The sequence below is a fragment of the Cupriavidus consociatus genome, assembly GCF_017814975.1.
GTDB classification, from domain to species: domain Bacteria; phylum Pseudomonadota; class Gammaproteobacteria; order Burkholderiales; family Burkholderiaceae; genus Cupriavidus; species Cupriavidus consociatus.
Genome location: NZ_JAGIQA010000004.1, coordinates 175,539 through 194,379 on the forward strand (window position 1 = coordinate 175,539; position 18,841 = coordinate 194,379).

Here is an 18,841-nt window from a genome sequence, read left to right on the forward strand (position 1 = left end):
GGCTTCATGCGCCGGCCGGCGCGTCCCACGGGGGATTCTCGCCGTACGCCTGCGCAAGGTAATCGACAAAGGCGCGCACCCGCGGCGGCACCAGCCGCCTTTGCGGCATCACCGCGTAGATGCCGGTGTCAGCCATCGGGAAATCGGGCAACACCTGGACCAGCCTGCCGGCGCGCAGCTCGCCGCCGACATGCCAGGTCGAATGCAGCGCGATGCCGAAGCCGGCCAGTGCCGCGTCCGACAGCAGCTCGCCGGTATTGGCTTCGATGCGCCCACGCACCCGTACCGCGATTTCCCCGCCCTGGCCGTCCCCCAGTCTCCAGACATCCTGCCGGCCCTGGCTGCCCACCAGCACCAGGCAATCGTGCCGTGCCAGGTCATGCGGCGTGCGCGGGGTGCCGCGCCGGCGCAGGTAATCCGGCGCGGCGCACAGCACGCGCCGGTTGATGGCGAGGCGGCGCGCCACCAGCGTGGAATCGTCGAGCGCTCCGATGCGGATGGCCAGGTCGAAGCCGGCGCTGACGAGGTCGAGCACGTTGTCGGTCAGGTTCACGCTGACCGATAGCCCGGGATGCTGCTCCAGGAACCGCGGCAGCAGCGGCGACACATAGAGCCGGCCAAACGATGACGACGTGGTGACCCGCAGCGTGCCGGAGATCCCGGTGCCTGCCTGCCGCAGCGATGCCCCCAGCGCTTCCAGGTCATCGACCAGCGCACGCCCCTGCCCGGCCAGCACCGCGCCTTCAGGGGTGGCATGCAGCCGCCGCGTGGTCCGGTGCAGCAGGCGCACGCCGAGGTCGCGCTCCAGCCGCTGAAGGCGCTGGCTGGCGACGGCCACCGACAGGTCCAGGCTGCGCGCCGCGGCGCTGATCGAGCCCAGGTCGAGCACGCGCAGGAACAGGCCGATATCCCCGATGCGATCCATGATTATCAAGAAACCATTGAAACTGATTATGGATCATGCCGGTTTTTGCGAAAGACGGAAAGGCGCAGACTGCCTTCCTCTTTTCTTCACTGCACTTTTCCGAACCAACCATGGCCCCACTGTCCCCTGCTACCCCCGTTGACGCCGCCGCCGCGCGCGGCGGCCGGTTGCCCCTGGCCCTCTATGCGCTGACCGCCGGCTCGTTCGGCATCGGCTGTGCCGAATTCGTCATCATGGGCCTGCTGCTGCAAGTCGCCGCCGACCTGAAGGTGACCATTGCCGCGGCAGGCATGCTGGTATCCGGCTACGCGCTCGGCGTGTTCGCCGGCGCACCGGTGCTGACGCTGCTGACCCGGCGCATGCCGCGCAAGGCCGTGCTGCTGGCGCTGATGGTGATCTACACCGTCGGCAACGCCGCTTGCGCGCTGGCGCCCGACTACACCACGCTGATGCTCGCGCGCGTGCTGACCTCGCTCACCCACGGCACGTTCTTCGGCGTGGGCGCGGTGGTCGCCACGGGCCTGGTGCCGCCCCACCGGCGTGCCTCGGCAATCTCGGTGATGTTTTCCGGCCTGACGCTGGCCACGCTGCTGGGCATGCCCGCCGGTGCCTGGCTCGGCCTGCACCTGGGCTGGCGCGCAACGTTCTGGGCCATGACGCTGATCGGGCTGCTGTCGCTGGCTGTCATCGCGCTGCTGGTGCAGAAGAGCCGCGACCAGCGCGCCCCGGTGGCGCTGCGCGACGAACTGGCCACCGTGGTCCGCCCGCAGGTGCTGCTGGGTCTGCTGATGACGGTGCTGCAATCGATGGGCACCTTTGCCGTGATTACCTATGTGCAGCCGCTGCTGACGCGCGTCTCGGGCTTTGGCGAGGCCGCGGTGTCGCCGATCCTCCTGCTGTTCGGCGGCGGCATGATCGTCGGCAATATCCTTGGCGGCCGCCTCGCCGACCGTGCGCCGACGCGCGCCTTGCTCGGCTCGCTCGCTGCGCTGGTGCTGGTGCTGGCGGCGATGACGCTGGCCATCCACAGCCAGGTGACGGTAGTGGCGTTCGTCGGCATCCTCGGCGTCGCCGCGTTCGCCACCGTGTCGCCGCTGCAGCTGCGCGTGCTGCGGCATGCCAGCGGCGCAGGCGAGAACCTGGCATCGAGCTTCAATATCGCGGCGTTCAACCTTGGCAACGGCATCGGTGCGTGGATGGGCGGCGTCGTGGTCGATCACGGGCCGGGGCTGAACGCGCTGCCGTGGATCGCGGCACTGGCACCGCTGGCGGCGCTGGCAGTGGCCTGGCTCAGCATCAGGCTCGAGCAGGGCCGCGGCGCCGCCGCACCGGTGGCGCAAGCCTGCCCCTGACCCATTCGCTCAGCCCGGCTTGCCGTCCACCCGTGGACGCGCAAGCCGCGGCGCGTAGGTCATCGCATAAAGGCCAAACCCTGCCACCCAGCACGCCCCCGCGCCCCAGATCCAGTGCAGGTAGCCGGCTGGCCACGCCATCGGACCGAACACACGCAATACCGCGGCCATCGCAATCAGCCAATACGCCACCGTTTCCGTGCGGCCGGCCACCAGCATGCGCCCGGTGTGGCCCAGCGCGGTGCGCGTAATCATGGCGATGATGGCCATGCCGAGCACGCCTACCGTGAACGCATGGGTCGCCAGCCCGGCCATCACCAGGCGCAGCGCGCCCAGTGCCTGCAGCAGCAACGCCAGCGGCAGCCACGCATAGGCGAGGTGCAGTACCCACAGTAGTGGCCGGTTGCCGACCGCGTAGCCGCGCCATCCCGCCACGCGCACCGCGAGCACGCCGGCGGCGAGCAGCGACAGCGCCGCGGCCAGCCACCCCGGCAACGGCAGCAGTCCCGAGGCCAGCCCCAGCACCGTCGCCGGGATCACCATCCGATCGACCTGCTTGTACTGCCGCAGGCGGAAACCGGGAATCGCGTTGGTGGTAAACATCGGGATCACGCGGCCGCCGATCACCACCACGAACAGGGTCACCAGCGCCACGCCGGCGCGACAGGCACGCAGCGCCGAGACGTCATGGCCGCCGGCCTGCAGCCACAATGCGGCGATATCGGCCACGGCGAGCAGCCACAGCGCCAGCGCGAGCGGGTAGTTGCGCCGGTTGCCGGCCCGGGCCAGCGTGCGCGTGAAGGCCAGTGCCGCCAGCGGCAGGAATACGCCTTCGATGGCGAAGGCAACGGTGCCCGGCGCCAGCCACATGCCCACGCGTCCCGCCAGCCACAGCAGGAACAGCACGGCCAGCGCGGCGCCGGTCGGCGTGGGCTGGCCGGTCCAGGCGCGGCCCGCCGTGAACAGGAAACCCACCACGATCGCCGCGGCAAAGCCGAACACCATCTCGTGCGCGTGCCAGAACATCCCGGGCAGCACCGCCGCCGGCCCGACCGACTGCATGCCCGCGAGCATTGCCGACCATGCCGCAATCGCCAGCGCGGCAAAGATCGCGCCGCCCAGGTAGAAGGGCCGGAACCCCAGCGCGAACAGGGCGAAGCCGCGCGGCGGCGGCCCGGCCGGTGTCTTGCCGGATGGCGATGGCCGGGACGGAAGGATGGGGATGGTTTCCATGGCGGAATGGGTCGGAATCTGGTGAATCGGGCAGTGCCCGGGCAACGTACGGCAGATTCTTGATCTGGCGCAGGATTGCCGCAAGCACGCAAGCGGGTGCCATGCGTGCCGCAATCACGATAGCACCGGCGCCGCGCCGCCAACCTCCGCCGGTGGAACTACCTCCAACGACAGATCGCTCCATGTGGCGCGCTGTGCTGCCGGCGAATAGGCAGCACCAGTGGCCGCCCCTACTCTGGCATCACCCCCGCCAAAGTTGACACAGGAGCATGGCCATGGCCACCCAAACACGCGCGCCGGAACCCGTTCCAGCCGGCGCGGCAATCACGCTGGCGTCCAGTACTTTCGCATTTACCATCTGCTTTGCCGTCTGGATGCTGTTCGCCGTCCTGGGCATCCCGCTCAAGCAGGAACTCGGCCTCAACGACACCGAATTCGGCCTGCTGGCCGCCACGCCGGTGCTGAGCGGCTCGCTGATCCGCGTGCCGCTGGGCATCTGGACCGACCGCTTCGGCGGCCGCATCGTCTTCTTCGCGCTGATGCTGGCCACGGTGATCCCGATCTGGCTGATCTCCTATGCGCACAGCCTGTGGCAACTGCTGGTGCTGGGCCTGTTCGTCGGCCTGGCGGGCGGCTCATTCTCGGTTGGTACGCCCTACGTGGCGCGCTGGTTCCCGCGCTCGCGCCAGGGCCTGGCAATGGGCATCTTCGGCGCCGGCAACTCGGGCGCGGCACTGACCAAGTTCGTCGCGCCGGCGATGATCCTGGCGGCCGGCACCTGGACCGTGGTGCCGCGCGTGTATTCGGTGGCGATGCTCGTCACCGCGCTGCTGTTCTGGGTGTTCTCGCGCAGCAATCCGGCGCACATGGTCAAGTCCAGCGTGGGCTGGCGCGAGCAGCTGGCGGTGATGCGCGACGCGCGCGTGTGGCGCTATTCGCAGTACTACTCGGTGGTATTCGGCGGCTATGTCGGCCTGTCGCTGTGGATGACCAAGTACTACATCGGCGAATACGGCTTCGACATCAAGACCGCCGCCTTCCTGGCCGCGTGCTTCTCGCTGCCCGGCGGCGTGCTGCGCGCCATTGGCGGCTGGATCTCCGACCGCTACGGCGCACACCGCACCACCTGGTGGGTGATGTGGGTGAGCTGGGTCGGCTTCTTCCTGCTGAGCTATCCGCAGACCGACTTCATCGTCCAGACCACCGGCGGCCCGCAGGCATTCCGCATCGCGCTGACGCCGACGGTATTCACCATCCTGCTGTTCGTGGTCGGCATCGCCTTCGCCATCGGCAAGGCCTCGGTCTTCAAGTTCATCTCCAACGATTTCACGCACAACATCGGCGCGGTTTCCGGCGTGGTCGGCCTGGCCGGCGGCCTGGGCGGCTTCATCCTGCCGATCCTGTTCGGCATGCTGGCCGACCTGACCGGCGTGCGCAGCAGCTGCTTCATGCTGATGTACGGCACGGTATGCGTGAGCCTGGTGTGGATGCACTACAGCCACCGCGCTGAACGCCAGCGCAAGGCACAGGCCGTCGGGCTCACGCAGGCAGCCTGATAGCTCACCTCTCAAGCGCGCCTCCGCGCTCTTTCAACCAAGGCATACCAATCATGACCTCATCCGTACTCACCCGCTGGGAGCCCGAGAACGCGGCATTCTGGCAAAGCGAGGGCGAGCGCATCGCCTATCGCAACCTGTGGATCTCGATCCCGGCGCTGATGCTGGCGTTCGTGGTCTGGATGCTGTGGAGCGTGGTCGCGGTCAACCTGGACCGCGCCGGCTTCCAGTTCACCAAGAACCAGCTGTTCTGGCTGACCGCGCTGCCGGCGCTGTCGGGCGCCACGCTGCGCATCTTCTATTCCTTCCTGGTGCCAGTGTTCGGCGGGCGCCGCTTCACCGCGATCTCCACCGCGCTGCTGCTGATCCCCGCGCTGGGGATGGGCTTCGCGCTGCGCGACCCGTCCACCGGCTATCCCACGCTGCTGGTGCTGGCGCTGCTGTGCGGGCTGGGCGGCGCCAACTTCAGCTCGTCGATGGCCAACATCAGCTTCTTCTTCCCCAAGGCGAAGAAGGGCCTGGCCACCGGGCTGAATGCCGGCATCGGCAACCTGGGCGTGTCGGTGGTGCAGTTCGTCACGCCGCTGGTGGTCTCGCTGGCGGTGTTCGGCGCGCTCGGCGGCGAGCCGCAGCAATACCAGGCGAACGGCGCCACACAGGACCTGTGGCTGCAGAACGCGGGCTTTATCTGGGTGCCGTTCATCGTGGTGTCGGCGCTGGCCGCGTGGTTCGGCATGCATGACATCGCCGATGCCAAGGCATCGTTTGCAGAACAGGCCGTGATCTTCAAGCGCAAGCACAACTGGCTGATGTGCTGGCTGTACGTGGGCACCTTCGGCTCGTTCATCGGCTTTTCGGCCGGGCTGGCGCTGCTGACCAAGTCGCAGTTCCCGGGCGTGAACCCCACCGCCTATGCCTTCCTGGGGCCGCTGGTCGGCGCGCTGACGCGTCCCGTGGGCGGCTGGATCTCCGACAAGCTCGGCGGTGCGCGCGTCACGCTGTGGACCTTCATCGGCATGATCGCGGCGGTATTCGCCGTGCTGGCAGCGCTGCCGCATGACGGCGCCGGCGGCAACTTCACCGGGTTCCTCGCGGCCTTCATCGCGCTGTTCGCGCTGACCGGCATCGGCAACGGTTCGACCTTCCGCATGATCCCGGTGATCTTCCTGACCGAGCGCCAGCGCGCCGCGAAGGGCAAGGGCGACGCCGCACAACGCCAGGCGCTGCAGGAAGCCGGCAAGGAGTCCGCCGCCGTGCTTGGCTTCTCCGGCGCGATCGGCGCGTACGGCGGCTTCTTTATCCCCAAGAGCTTCGGCACCTCGCTGGAGCTGACCGGCGCACCGGATACCGCGCTGTACTGCTTCATTGCCTTCTATGTCAGCTGCGTGCTGGTGACGTGGTGGTATTACGCGCGCCGCAACGCGCCCATGCCCTGCTGACCGCCTTGCCGGCCGGACTAGTTCTTCGGAACTAGTCCGGCGCCCGGCACCTCCCCCGATCGCCATGCGGCGGCTGTTCCACCAGCGAATTGGCTGCCGCCCCGCTCCCCCATAAGCTCAAGGTGTCCCTGCAAACGCTCCCGCAATCCCCGGAGCGCCGCAGAAAAGCCTCGCGGAGAACAAGCAAATGAGTCATTTCCTGGATCGACTGAAGTTCATGTCGCGCGTCAAGTCCACCTATGCGGACGGCCACGGCGCGGTGGTGAACGAAGACCGCAAGTGGGAAGACGGCTACCGCAGCCGCTGGCAGCACGACAAGATCGTGCGCTCCACCCACGGCGTGAACTGCACCGGCTCCTGCTCCTGGAAGGTCTATGTGAAGAACGGCCTGATCACCTGGGAAACGCAGCAGACCGACTACCCGCGCACGCGCCCGGACCTGCCCAACCACGAGCCCCGCGGCTGTCCGCGCGGCGCGTCGTACAGCTGGTACGTCTACTCCGCGCAGCGCGTCAAATATCCGATGATCCGCGGCCGCCTGATGGAGATGTGGCGCGAGGCCCGCAAGACCATGGACCCGGTCGCCGCCTGGGAATCGATCAGCCAGGACCCGAAGAAGGCGGCACGCTACAAGAGCGTGCGCGGCCAGGGCGGCTTCGTGCGCGCCGACTGGAACACCGCCACCGAGATGATCGCCGCGGCCAACGCCTTCACCGTGAAGAAGTTCGGCCCGGACCGCGTGATCGGCTTCTCGCCGATCCCGGCCATGTCGATGGTTTCGTACGCCGCCGGCGCGCGCTACCTGAGCCTGCTCGGCGGCGCCTGCCTGTCGTTCTACGACTGGTACTGCGACCTGCCGCCGGCCAGCCCGCAGATCTGGGGCGAGCAGACCGATGTGCCCGAATCGGCCGACTGGTACAACTCCACCTACCTGATGGTGTGGGGCTCCAACGTGCCGCAGACGCGCACGCCCGATGCGCACTTCTACACCGAAGTCCGCTACAAGGGCACCAAGACCGTCGCCGTCTCGTCCGACTTCGGCGAGATGGTCAAGTTCGGCGATATCTGGCTGGCGCCGAAGCAAGGCACCGATGCCGCGCTGGCGATGGCCATGGGCCATGTGGTGCTGAAGGAATTCCACGCCAACGGCAAGTCCGCCTACTTCCGCGACTACATCCGGCAGTACACCGACATGCCGATGCTGGTGCTGTTGCGCGAGAACCAGGACAACGCAGGCACGCTGGTGCCCGACCACTTCCTGCGCGCCTCGCACCTGGCCGACAACCTCGGCGAAGCCAACCACCCCGAGTGGAAGACGCTGGTGGTGGACAACGCCACCGGCGAGATCGTCGCGCCCAACGGATCGATCGGCTTCCGCTGGGGCGAGGCCGCGCACAACGGCGGCGAGAAGGTGGGCCGCTGGAACCTGGAAATGAAGGACGGCGGCAGCGGCCGCACGGTCGAGCCGCGCCTGTCGCTGGTCGGCCACCACGATGAGGTGGTGGTGGAAGTCGGCTTCCCCTATTTCGGCGGCGAACACGACGAACTGCTGCGCCGCCGCGTGCCGGCGCGCCGCATCACGCTGGCCGACGGCAGCACCGCGCTGGTGGCGACCGTGTACGACCTGCAGATGGCCAACTATGGTGTCGACCAGGGCCTGGGCGGCCCCAACGTGGCGTCGTCGTATGAGGACGACGTGCCCTACACCCCGGCCTGGCAGGAAAAGCACACCTCCGTCCCGGCCCGCCTGGTGACCCAGGTGGCGCGCGAGTTCGCCGACAACGCCGACCGCACGCAAGGCAAGAGCATGGTGATCGTCGGTGCCGCGCTGAACCACTGGTACCACAACGACATGATCTACCGCGGCATCGTCAACCTGCTGATGATGTGCGGCTGCATTGGCAAGAGCGGCGGCGGCTGGGCCCACTATGTCGGCCAGGAAAAGCTGCGCCCGCAGTTCGGCTGGGCCCCGCTGGCCTTCGGCCTGGACTGGTCGCGCCCGCCGCGCCAGATGAACGGCACCTCGTTCTTCTACAACCACACCAGCCAGTGGCGCCACGAGAAGCTGGCCGTCGACGAGATCCTGTCGCCGACCGCCGACCGCAAGCGCTATGACGGCCTGTCGCTGCTGGACCTGAACGCCAGGTCCGAGCGCATGGGCTGGCTGCCGTCGGCGCCGCAGCTCGGCACCAATCCACTCGACGTGGTCGACGCGGCCGAGCAAGCCGGCAAGGATCCGGTGGCCTACACCGTCGAGCAACTGAAGTCGGGCGCGCTGCAGTTTGCCTGCGACGACCCCGACAATCCGGCCAACTTCCCGCGCAACATGTTCGTGTGGCGCTCCAATATCCTGGGCAGCTCTGGCAAGGGACATGAGTACTTCCTGAAGTACCTGCTCGGCACGCAGAACGCCGTATTTGGCGACGAGAATGACGCGATCATGCCGAGCGAAGTCAACGTGCGCCCGGCCGCCGAAGGCAAGCTCGACCTGCTGACCGTGCTGGACTTCCGCATGAGCACCACCTGCCTGTATGGCGACATCGTGCTGCCGACGGCAACCTGGTACGAGAAGGACGACCTCAACACGTCCGACATGCACCCCTTCATCCACCCGCTGTCCGAAGCCGTGCAGCCGCTGTGGGAAAGCAAGACCGACTGGGAAATCTACAAGGCCATCGCGAAGAAGTTCAGCGAGATCGCCGGCCCATACCTGGGCACGCGCAAGGACCTGGTCTGCACGCCGCTGCTGCACGACACGCCGGGCGAACTGGGCCAGCCGTTCGAGCCCAAGGACTGGAAGGCCGGCGAGTGCGACCTGATCCCCGGCAAGACCGCGCCGTCGATGACCGTGGTCGAGCGCAACTACGCGGACATCTACAAGAAATTTACCTCGATCGGCCCGCTGCTCGACAAGCTCGGCAATGGCGGCAAGGGCATCAACTGGAACACCCAGCATGAGGTGAAGGAAATCGGCGAGCTGAGCCACACGGTGACGGAGCCCGGCGTGAGCCAGGGCCGCCCGAAGCTCGAAACGGCAATCGACGCCGCCGAGATGATCCTGACCTTCGCGCCCGAAACCAACGGCCACGTCGCCGTCAAGGCGTGGGAAGCGCTGTCGAAGATCACCGGCCGCGACCACACCCATCTGGCCGAAGGGCGCGAGCACGACAAGATCCGCTTCCGCGACGTGCAGGCGCAGCCGCGCAAGATCATCTCCGCGCCGACGTGGTCGGGACTGGAATCGGAAGAAGTCAGCTACAACGCCGGCTACACCAACGTGCATGAACTGATCCCCTGGCGCACGCTGACCGGCCGCCAGCAGTTCTACCAGGACCACCGCTGGATGCTGGACTTTGGCGAAGGCGCTTGCGTGTACAAGCCGGCCATCGACACCAAGACCGTGGCGCCGATGCTGGGCAGGAAGCCCAACGGCAACCCGGAGCTGGTGCTGAACTGGATCACGCCGCACCAGAAGTGGGGCATCCACTCCACGTATTCGGACAACCTGCGCATGCTGACGCTGTCGCGCGGCGGCCCGCACGTGTGGATCTCCGAAGCCGAGGCCCGCGCCAACGGCATCCGCGACAACGACTGGGTCGAGGTGTTCAACGTCAACGGCACGCTGACCGCGCGGGTGGTGGTGTCGCAGCGCGTGCCCAAGGGCATGTGCCTGATGTACCACGCCCAGGAGAAGATCGTGAACGTTCCCGGTGCCGAGACCAGCGGCATGCGCGGCGGCATCCACAACTCGGTCACGCGCGCCGTGACCAAGCCCACGCACATGATCGGCGGCTACGCGCAGTTGGCCTACGGCTTCAACTACTACGGCACCGTGGGCAGCAACCGCGATGAATTCGTGATCCTGCGCAAGATGAAGAAGGTCGACTGGCTCGAAGGGCCGCTCGTGGAATCGACGCAGTTTCGTGTGAATGAAGGAGCAACGCAATGAAGATCCGCGCCCAGGTGGCCATGGTGCTGAACCTCGACAAGTGCATCGGCTGCCATACCTGCTCCGTGACCTGCAAGAACGTCTGGACCAGCCGCGACGGCGTCGAGTACGCGTGGTTCAACAACGTCGAGACCAAGCCCGGCATCGGCTATCCCAAGGAATGGGAGAACCAGGACAAGTGGCAGGGCGGCTGGAAGCGCAATGCCGACGGCACGCTGGAGCCGCGCCAGGGCGGCAAGCTGAAGATCCTGGCGAACCTGTTCGCCAACCCCAACCTGCCGCAGATCGACGAGTACTACGAGCCGTTCACCTACGACTACGAGCACCTGCAGAAGGCGCCGCTGTCGCAGACCCCGCCCACCGCGCGCCCGGTCTCGGTGCTGACCGGCCGCAAGATGGAAAAGATCGAGTGGGGCCCGAACTGGGAAGATGACCTCGGTGGCGAGTTCAGCTCGCGCGGCCGCGACAAGCTCTTCGATGACGTGCAGAAGGAGATGTACTCGACCTTTGAGAACACCTTCATGATGTACCTGCCGCGCCTGTGCGAGCACTGCCTGAACCCGGCCTGCGTAGCCTCGTGCCCGTCCGGCTCGATCTACAAGCGCGAGGACGACGGCATCGTGCTGGTCGACCAGGACAAGTGCCGCGGCTGGCGCATGTGCATCTCGGGCTGCCCGTACAAGAAGATCTATTTCAACTGGCAGAGCGGCAAGGCCGAGAAATGCCTGTTCTGCTATCCGCGCATCGAGGCCGGCCAGCCTACGGTCTGCTCCGAGACCTGCGTCGGGCGCATCCGCTACCTCGGCGTGATGCTGTACGACGCCGACCGCATCGAGCAGGCCGCGTCGGTGGCCGACGAGCGCGACCTGTACCAGTCGCAACTCGACGTCTTCCTCGATCCGCACGACCCGGCAGTGCAGGCCGAGGCGCTGCGCCAGGGCATCCCGCAAAGCTGGCTCGACGCCGCGCGCAAGTCGCCGGTCTACAAGATGGCGTGCGAGTGGAAGGTCGCCTTCCCGCTGCACCCAGAGTACCGCACGCTGCCGATGGTCTGGTACATCCCCCCGCTGTCGCCGATCCAGTCGGCGGCCGAAGCGGGCCACATGGGCATGAACGGCATCATCCCCGACGTCAAGAGCCTGCGCATCCCGGTCAAGTACCTGGCCAACCTGCTGACCGCGGGCGATGTGATGCCGGTGCTGTCGGCGCTGGACCGCATGCTGGCGATGCGCGCCTACAAGCGCTCGCAGGTGGTGGACGGCGTGCAGGACCTGGACGTGCTCAGGCAAGTGGGCCTGACGCCCGCGCAGGTCGAGGACATGTACAAGACCATGGCCATCGCCAATTACGAGGACCGTTTCGTGATCCCGTCCTCGCACAAGGAACTGGTCGAGGACAGCTTCAACGACAAGGCCAGCTGCGGCTTCACCTTCGGCAACGGCTGCTCGGGCGGGACCTCGGATGGCGCGCTGTTCGGCAAGAAGCCGCAGGGCAGCGTGCATTTCGTCGACATGCCCAGGTCGCGCAAGAAGGCCGTGATGAGCTGAGCGCTCGCGAACGAACCGGAGAAGAACATGCCCCTCTATCCCATCCTCAGCGCGCTGCTCGGCTATCCCGAGCAGGACCTGATCGACGCGCTGCCCGAGATCGACGCCCTCCTGGCCGAATGGCCGCAGGCGCGCGACATGCTGGCGCCGGTGACCGGCATGCTGCGCGGCGAATCGCTGATCGCGCTGCAGGAAAACTATGTCGCCACCTTCGACCGCAACCCATCGCACTCGCTGCACCTGTTCGAGCATGTGCACGGCGAAAGCCGCGACCGCGGGCAGGCCATGGTCGACCTGATCGACGAATACCGGCGCGACGGCTTCGAGCCGGCGGCGTCGGAGCTGCCGGACTACGTGCCGCTGTTCCTGGAGTTCCTCGGCGCGCTGAGCGCCGATGGCAAGGACGAACGCGCCGAGCACCTGCTGGGCGAGGCAATCCACGTGCTGGCCGCGATCGGCGACCGGCTCGCGCGCAACCAGAGCCCGTACGCCGGCGTGTTCGCCGTGCTGCGCACCCTGACCGACGTGCAGCCGCAACCGCGGCAGGAGCCGCCGGTACGGGACATGGACGAGGCGCTGGAGACCTTCGGTCCGGGCGCCGATGGCGTGGAGCCGCTGCTGGCGCCGCAGACCGGGCCGCAGGCGGTGAAGTTCTATCCGCGCGGCACGGCGCCGGTTCCCGCTACATGCTGATATGCCTTCGCGAGCCGACTGTTTTCGCCCCTCTCCCGCTCGCGGGAGAGGGGCGGGGGTGAGGGCAGGAGCTTCGACGAAGCGCCGGTGCTTAAACCACCCCTCACCCTGCCCTCTTCCCTGAGGGGAGAGGGAAACACAGTTAGCAGATTCAGACACCGAAGCAAGCCCTACCGAAGCAAGCCCATCACCCAGCCCTTGTTGCCCATTTATCGAGCTAGCACACCATGGCCACCCTTCATCAATTCCTCTACGGCATCTACCCTTACATCGCTGCCGCCATCTTCCTGTTCGGCAGCCTGGCCCGCTTCGAGCGCGAGCAGTACACGTGGAAGACCGACAGCTCGCAGGTGCTCTACCGCGGCAACCTGCGCATGGGCAACATCCTGTTCCACGTCGGCATCCTGGGCTTGTTCTTCGGCCACCTGGTGGGCCTGCTGACGCCGGTGGCGGTATGGGACGCGCTGGGCGTCTCGCACGGCTTCAAGCAAGGCGTGGCCATGGCCGCCGGCGGCGTAATGGGCACCATGTGCCTGGCCGGCCTGCTGATCCTGCTGCATCGCCGCCTGACCAACGCACGCGTGTCCGCCGTGACCCGCACCGGCGACAAGGTGCTGCTGCTGTGGCTGCTGGTGACGCTGCTGCTGGGACTGTCCACCATCTTTGAATCGGCCGGCCACATGGACGGCCACATGATGGTGCAGCTGATGACCTGGGCCCAGCGCCTCGTCACGCTGCGCGGCGACGCCGCCAGCTATATCGCCGACGCCCCGCTGCTGTTCAAGGCGCACCTGTTCATGGGCATCACGCTGTTCGCGATCTTCCCGTTCACGCGGCTGGTGCATGTGTGGAGCGGCTTTGCCTCGGTCGGCTACGTCGCCCGAGCCTGGCAACTGGTACGCGGCCGCTGAATCACGCCGCCCCAAGGAGAACCGACATGCCTGTCACCGTCAACGGCGTGGAACTGCGCGACGCCGATATCGAACGCGAGCTGGACCATCATCACAACGCGGCCAATCCCGCGAAGATGGCAACGATCTCGGCCATCCTGCGCCTGCTGGTACGCGAAGAGGCCGGCCGCATCGGCCTGAACGTGCCCGGCCAGGACGACGATGCGCTCGCCATGGCGCTGCTGGAACGCGAGGCCGGCATCCCCGAGCCGGACGAAGCCAGCTGCCGCCGCCACTACGACAGCCGACCAGAGCGCTTCTGCGACGGCGAGTGGGTCGAGGCCGACCACATCCTGTTCCAGATAACGCCGCGCGTGCCGCTGGACGCGCTGCGCGAAATCGCGGCGCAGACGCTGGCGCTGGTGCGCGGCGATCCGTCGAGCTTCGCCCAGCATGCCCGCGCGCTGTCGAACTGCCCGAGCGGCAGCAACGGCGGCCGCCTGGGCCGCGTGTTTCGCGGCGAAACCGCGCCGGAGTTCGAGCGCGCGATCTTTGCCGTGCAGCATGACGGCGTATTGCCGCAACTGGTCGAGACCCGCTTCGGACTGCATATCGTGCGCATCCTGGAGCGCTGCCCTGGCACCCGCCTGCCCTTCGACGCCGTGCGCGGCGATATCGCCTGTGCGCTGGCCACGGCGGCGCGGGACCGCGCCTGGAAGCAATACGCCAGCCTGCTGATCGGCCGCGCCCGCATCGAAGGCATCGAACTGGAAGGCGCCGACAGCCCGCTGGTGCAGTAGCGCCGCCATCCTGACCAACGGAAACCGCCATGCATCAGATCGAACATCTACTGAAAGGCTTCGAGCGGTTCCAGCAACGCTATTTCGACGATGCGCCGAGCCTGTTCGACGCGCTGCGCACCGGGCAGCAACCGCCCACCCTGCTGATCGGCTGCTGCGACTCGCGCGTGGACCCGGCCTTGCTGCTGGGATGCGACCCGGGCGATCTCTTCACCGTGCGCAATATCGGCAACCTGGTACCGCCCTGCACCGGGCGCCATGAAGGCAGCCTGCACGGCGTGTCCGCCGCGATCCAGTTTGCCGTCGAACAGCTGCACGTCGACCGCATCATCGTGATGGGCCATGGCGGCTGTGGTGGCATCCGCGCGCTGCTGGCGCAGCCGGCCGACGCCGGCGACCATCCGCCCGACGAAGGCGACGAAGCCGACTACCTCGGCGCCTGGGTGCGCATCGCCGCGCCGGCGCGCCGGCAGGTGGAGCAAACGCTTGCCGACGCCAGCCCGGCGCAGCGCCAGCGCGCCTGCGAACAGGCGGCGATCCTGGTCTCGCTACGCAACCTGCAGACCTTCCCGTTCGTGCGGCGCGCGCTGGAAGCAGGAAAGCTGACGCTGCACGGCTGGTACTTCGACCTGCAGGCCGGTGCGCTGCTGGCCTACTCGCAGCGCGCCGACGCCTTCCTGCCGCTGGTATGCCCTTTGCCCATTACCGCCGCACAAACCGAATCCGTCTCGACATGAATCCCTTTATCTTCGGCATCACCGGCACCTCAGGCAGCGGCAAGACCACGCTGATTACCGCGCTGCTCCCGTGGTTTCGCAAGCACGGCCTGACCGTCAACGTGATCAAGCACAGCCACCATCCGCTGGAACTCGAGCCCCCCGGCAAGGACAGCGCGCGTTTTCGCGCGGCCGGCGCCACGGAAGTGATGGTGGCCTCGCCCTATCGCTACGCCATCGTGCGCGAGCTCGCCAAAGAAGCCGAGCCGACGCTTGCCGAACAGGTGGCGCGGCTGCGTCCCGCGGATATCACGCTGGTCGAAGGCTTCCGCCGGGAGGATATTCCGCGCATCGAGGTGTATCGCCCGGCGCATGGGCGTGCGCCCTACTATCCCTGCGATCCTTCGATCGTTGCGGTGGCTACCGATGCGCCGCTCGACACCTTGCTGCCCTGCCTGCCGCTGGACGATATTGCGCAGGTGGGGCGGTTCATCCTCGCCATGCGCGGTCGGAACCACCTGGATCCGCTCGGCTCTGGCGCTTTCTCCAAAGCGATGGAGATGATCGCCGTCTGACGGCGGCCCCGGCGGCCCTTGCGGCCCTGGCGGCCCTGGCGGCATGTGCGGGATGCTGCGTCTGTGCCTCGCCGGAACGCCCGCGCCAGTGCCCGCCCCGCCACCCGCCTCGACAATTTCCGCACGCCGCCTATCTTTAGGGGTGTCAGTACCGTCGCCGTCGGTGCTGCCGCCTGCCCCTACGCGGCAGGCGGCAGCCACTGATTTGCGCGGACACAAGCAATAAGCGAATGAACGAGGACTCGCCCCCGCGGCAGAACTACGAGGATGCCTTGCTCGGCATCGTGGGGGAGATGTCTACCGCTATGCGGCCGCAGGCCGAATCCGGTGCGGCGGCCGCCCCTTCGATGGACAGCGCGCTTGAAGCCGAACTGGGCTTCGACAGCCTGACGCGCGCCGAACTGCTGACCCGCATCGAGCAGCGTTTCGGCGTCAGCCTGCCGGAGCAGGTGCTGGCCCAGGCGGACACCCCGCGCGCGCTGCTGCGCGCCGTGCTCGCCGCCAGGGACCTGCCGCCGGGCGCCGAGGACGGGCCCGCACGGCTGGCCAGCCCGGCACCGGCAGATGCTGCGGCGCAGGCGCCGGAAGGCGCCGCCACGGTGACGGACGTGCTGCGCTGGCACCTGCACCGCCACCCTGACCGTACTCACATCATCCTGCACAGCGGCGAAGGCGACGATACGCCGATCACCTTTGCGCAACTGCACCGGCGCGCCTGCAGCGTGGCCGCCGGCCTGGCCGCGCGTGGCGTGCGCGCCGGCACGACCGTGGCGCTGATGCTGCCAACCAGCCCGGAGTATTTCTACTGCTTTACCGGCATCCTGATGGCAGGCGGGATCCCCGTGCCGCTCTACCCGCCAGCGCGGCTGGCGCAGATTGGTGACCACTTGCAGCGCCACGCCGGCATCCTGGCCAATGCGCAGGCGCCGATCCTGATCACGGTGGCCGAAGCCCGCCCGCTCGCCACCCTGCTCAAGGCCGGCACCGGCACGCTGCAAAGCGTGCTGACGCCGCAAGAGGTGGAGGACACCGCCGCCGCGCCGGTCCATGCGATGCTGCGCGCGCACGACATCGCGCTGCTGCAGTACACCTCCGGCAGCACCGGATCGCCCAAGGGCGTGGTGCTGACGCATGCCAACCTGCTCGCCAACCTGCGCGCCATGGGCATGGCGCTGTCGGTCGACGCGCGCGACGTCTTTGTCAGCTGGCTGCCCCTGTATCACGATATGGGCCTGATCGGCGCCTGGCTGGGCAGCCTGTACTACGCGTTCCCGCTGGTGGTGATGTCGCCGCTCACCTTCCTGGCGCGGCCCGAGCGCTGGCTCTGGGCGATCCACAAGTACCGGGGCACGCTCTCGGGCGGCCCCAATTTCGCCTATGAACTGTGCCTGCACAGGCTGGCGCAGGCGGACCTGTCGGGGCTGGACCTGTCGAGCTGGCGCTTCGCCTTCAACGGTGCCGAGCCGGTGAGCCTGCAGACCATGCGCAAGTTCACCGCGCGCTTTGCCCGGCATGGACTGCGCGCGCAGGCGGCAGCGCCGGTCTACGGGCTGGCGGAAGCATCGGTGGGCCTGACCTTCCCGCCGCCGGGACGCAACTTGACTGCCGACCGCATCGACCGCGCCGCATTCGTACGCACATCGCGGGCCGTTCCCGTCGACGGGGACGGGTCAAACCTGGCAGGCGAAGGGGACGCCATGGAGATCCCTTCGTGCGGCCGGCCGCTGCCCGGCCACGATATCCGCATTGTCGACGCCAGCGGCTGCGAACTGCCCGAGCGGCGGGAGGGCCTGCTGCAGTTCCGCGGGCCTTCGGCCACCGGCGGCTATTTCCGCAACCCGGCACAGACGCGCCAGCTCTTCGACCGCGGCTGGCTCAACACCGGCGACTACGGCTATCTCGCCGACGGCGAGCTATTCATCACCGGACGCGCCAAGGAAACCATCGTTCGCGGCGGCCGCAATCTCTATCCCTACGAAGTGGAGCAGGCCATCGGCGCCATTCCCGGCATCCGCAAGGGCTGCGTCGCGGTGTTCGGCAGCCCCGATCCGGACAGCGGCACCGAGCATATCGTAGTGATGGCGGAAACCGCGGCAACGGACGAGGCGGCGCGCGGCGCGCTGCAACGGCAGGCGCTGAAGACCGCGCTCGATGTACTCGGCATGCCGCCGGACCATGTCGTACTGGTGCCGCCGCACACCATCCTGAAGACGTCGAGCGGCAAGATCCGGCGCGCCGCTTGCCGCGAGCGATTCGAGCATGGCGGCACCGGCCTTGGTGAATCTGCGCCATGGCTGCAGATTGCGCGCTTCGGCTGGCAGGCGCTGCTGCCGCAGCTGCGGCGCGGCCGGCATGCCGCCGCCGGGCTGTCCTATTCGCTGTACGCGTGGCTGTTGTTCGCCGCGATGGCGCCCGTGACGTGCCTGGCATCGGTGGCAATGCACCGGCCTGCCATGGGATGGGCACTCAGCCACCACGCCGCCCGGCTGCTGCTGCGGCTGGCCGCGGTGCCATGGTTCGTGCAGGGGCTGGAGCACCTGCCGCGCAATCGCGCCTGCGTGCTGGTATCGAACCATGCCAGCTACCTGGACGGCATCGTGCTGATCGCCGCGCTGCCGATGCCGGCGTGCGTCGTGGCCAAGCGCGAGCTGCAAACGCAACGCATCCCGGGCGCCTACCTGTCCAGCATCGGTGCCGACTTCATTGACCGCTTCGACAACGTGCGCGAATCCGAGGCCATCGAGCGACTGGTCACGGCAGTGCGCGCCGGGCGATCGGCCCTGCTGTTCCCGGAAGGCACCTTTGGCCGCGAGTCCGGCCTGCAACGTTTCCGCTCGGGCGCCTTCGTCGCCGCCGCCCGTGCCGGCGCTCCGGTGGTTCCCATTGCGCTGCGGGGCACCCGCTCGGTGCTGCGCGATGGCCAGTGGCTGCCGCGCCGGGGACCGATCAGCGTCGTCATCGGCCAGCCCCTGTCGCCTGACGGGCACGACTGGCCGGCGGCAATGCGGCTGCGCAATGCGGCCCGCGCCGAGATCCTGCACTACTGCGGCGAATCCGACGCACTGCGCGTGAAGGCGCCGCCTGCGCGGCGGCCCCACCTCGCGCGGCAGCTGCCATGATCCCTGCAGGCCGGACCTGGCGCCAGCCGCCGGCCGTCATACCTTAA

General features: G+C 67.8%; 13 protein-coding genes. 11 read left to right on the forward strand and 2 right to left on the reverse strand.

Features of this window, described 5'->3' with window-relative positions; translation table 11 throughout:
- Positions 1–4: 4 nt before the first annotated feature.
- Entirely contained in the window at positions 5–925 is a 921-nt protein-coding gene (locus J8I82_RS07495; protein WP_209755892.1) for a LysR family transcriptional regulator, read from the reverse strand.
- A gap of 110 nt (positions 926–1,035) precedes the next feature.
- Here J8I82_RS07495 and J8I82_RS07500 point away from each other — a divergent pair, with 110 nt between their 5' ends.
- Positions 1,036–2,277 carry an MFS transporter gene (locus J8I82_RS07500; RefSeq protein WP_209755894.1) on the forward strand — a complete coding sequence of 414 codons (1,242 nt, stop codon included), beginning with the start codon at positions 1,036–1,038 and terminating at the stop codon, positions 2,275–2,277.
- 9 nt (positions 2,278–2,286) lie between these two features.
- Here J8I82_RS07500 and J8I82_RS07505 read toward each other — a convergent pair whose 3' ends face one another.
- Positions 2,287–3,510 (reverse strand): NnrS family protein, encoded by a 1,224-nt coding sequence (locus J8I82_RS07505; protein WP_209755896.1) that lies wholly within the window; start codon positions 3,508–3,510, stop codon positions 2,287–2,289.
- A gap of 275 nt (positions 3,511–3,785) precedes the next feature.
- On the opposite strand from J8I82_RS07505, the gene J8I82_RS07510 reads away from it, so the two are divergent.
- The 10 genes from J8I82_RS07510 (at position 3,786) to J8I82_RS07555 (ending at position 18,794) form a co-directional block, all read left to right on the forward strand.
- Positions 3,786–5,066 (forward strand): MFS transporter, encoded by a 1,281-nt coding sequence (locus tag J8I82_RS07510; protein ID WP_209755898.1) that lies wholly within the window; start codon positions 3,786–3,788, stop codon positions 5,064–5,066.
- Between the two features lie 53 nt (positions 5,067–5,119).
- Positions 5,120–6,505 (forward strand): NarK family nitrate/nitrite MFS transporter, encoded by a 1,386-nt coding sequence (locus J8I82_RS07515; RefSeq protein WP_209755900.1) that lies wholly within the window; start codon positions 5,120–5,122, stop codon positions 6,503–6,505.
- A gap of 187 nt (positions 6,506–6,692) precedes the next feature.
- Positions 6,693–10,454: a nitrate reductase subunit alpha gene (locus J8I82_RS07520; RefSeq protein ID WP_209755902.1), complete on the forward strand. Its 3,762-nt coding sequence runs from the start codon at positions 6,693–6,695 to the stop codon at positions 10,452–10,454.
- Entirely contained in the window at positions 10,451–12,001 is a 1,551-nt protein-coding gene (gene narH, locus J8I82_RS07525; protein ID WP_209755904.1) for a nitrate reductase subunit beta, read from the forward strand. Before J8I82_RS07520 ends, narH begins: the two co-directional genes overlap by 4 nt.
- A gap of 27 nt (positions 12,002–12,028) precedes the next feature.
- Positions 12,029–12,694: a nitrate reductase molybdenum cofactor assembly chaperone gene (gene narJ, locus J8I82_RS07530; protein ID WP_209755906.1), complete on the forward strand. Its 666-nt coding sequence runs from the start codon at positions 12,029–12,031 to the stop codon at positions 12,692–12,694.
- A 227-nt stretch (positions 12,695–12,921) separates the two neighbouring features.
- A complete protein-coding gene (narI, locus tag J8I82_RS07535) occupies positions 12,922–13,605 on the forward strand; it encodes a respiratory nitrate reductase subunit gamma (protein ID WP_209755908.1) in 684 nt (227 codons plus the stop codon).
- 26 nt (positions 13,606–13,631) lie between these two features.
- The gene (locus tag J8I82_RS07540; RefSeq protein ID WP_209755910.1) at positions 13,632–14,384 is read left to right on the forward strand and encodes a peptidylprolyl isomerase; all 753 of its coding nucleotides are present in this window, start codon (positions 13,632–13,634) and stop codon (positions 14,382–14,384) included.
- 29 nt (positions 14,385–14,413) lie between these two features.
- Positions 14,414–15,121 (forward strand): carbonic anhydrase, encoded by a 708-nt coding sequence (locus tag J8I82_RS07545; RefSeq protein WP_209755912.1) that lies wholly within the window; start codon positions 14,414–14,416, stop codon positions 15,119–15,121.
- On the forward strand, positions 15,118–15,675 hold the full coding sequence (mobB, locus tag J8I82_RS07550) for a molybdopterin-guanine dinucleotide biosynthesis protein B (RefSeq protein WP_209755913.1): 558 nt from the start codon (positions 15,118–15,120) through the stop codon (positions 15,673–15,675). Before J8I82_RS07545 ends, mobB begins: the two co-directional genes overlap by 4 nt.
- A 230-nt stretch (positions 15,676–15,905) precedes the next feature.
- On the forward strand, positions 15,906–18,794 hold the full coding sequence (locus J8I82_RS07555; RefSeq protein WP_209755915.1) for an AMP-binding protein: 2,889 nt from the start codon (positions 15,906–15,908) through the stop codon (positions 18,792–18,794).
- Positions 18,795–18,841 lie beyond the last annotated feature (47 nt).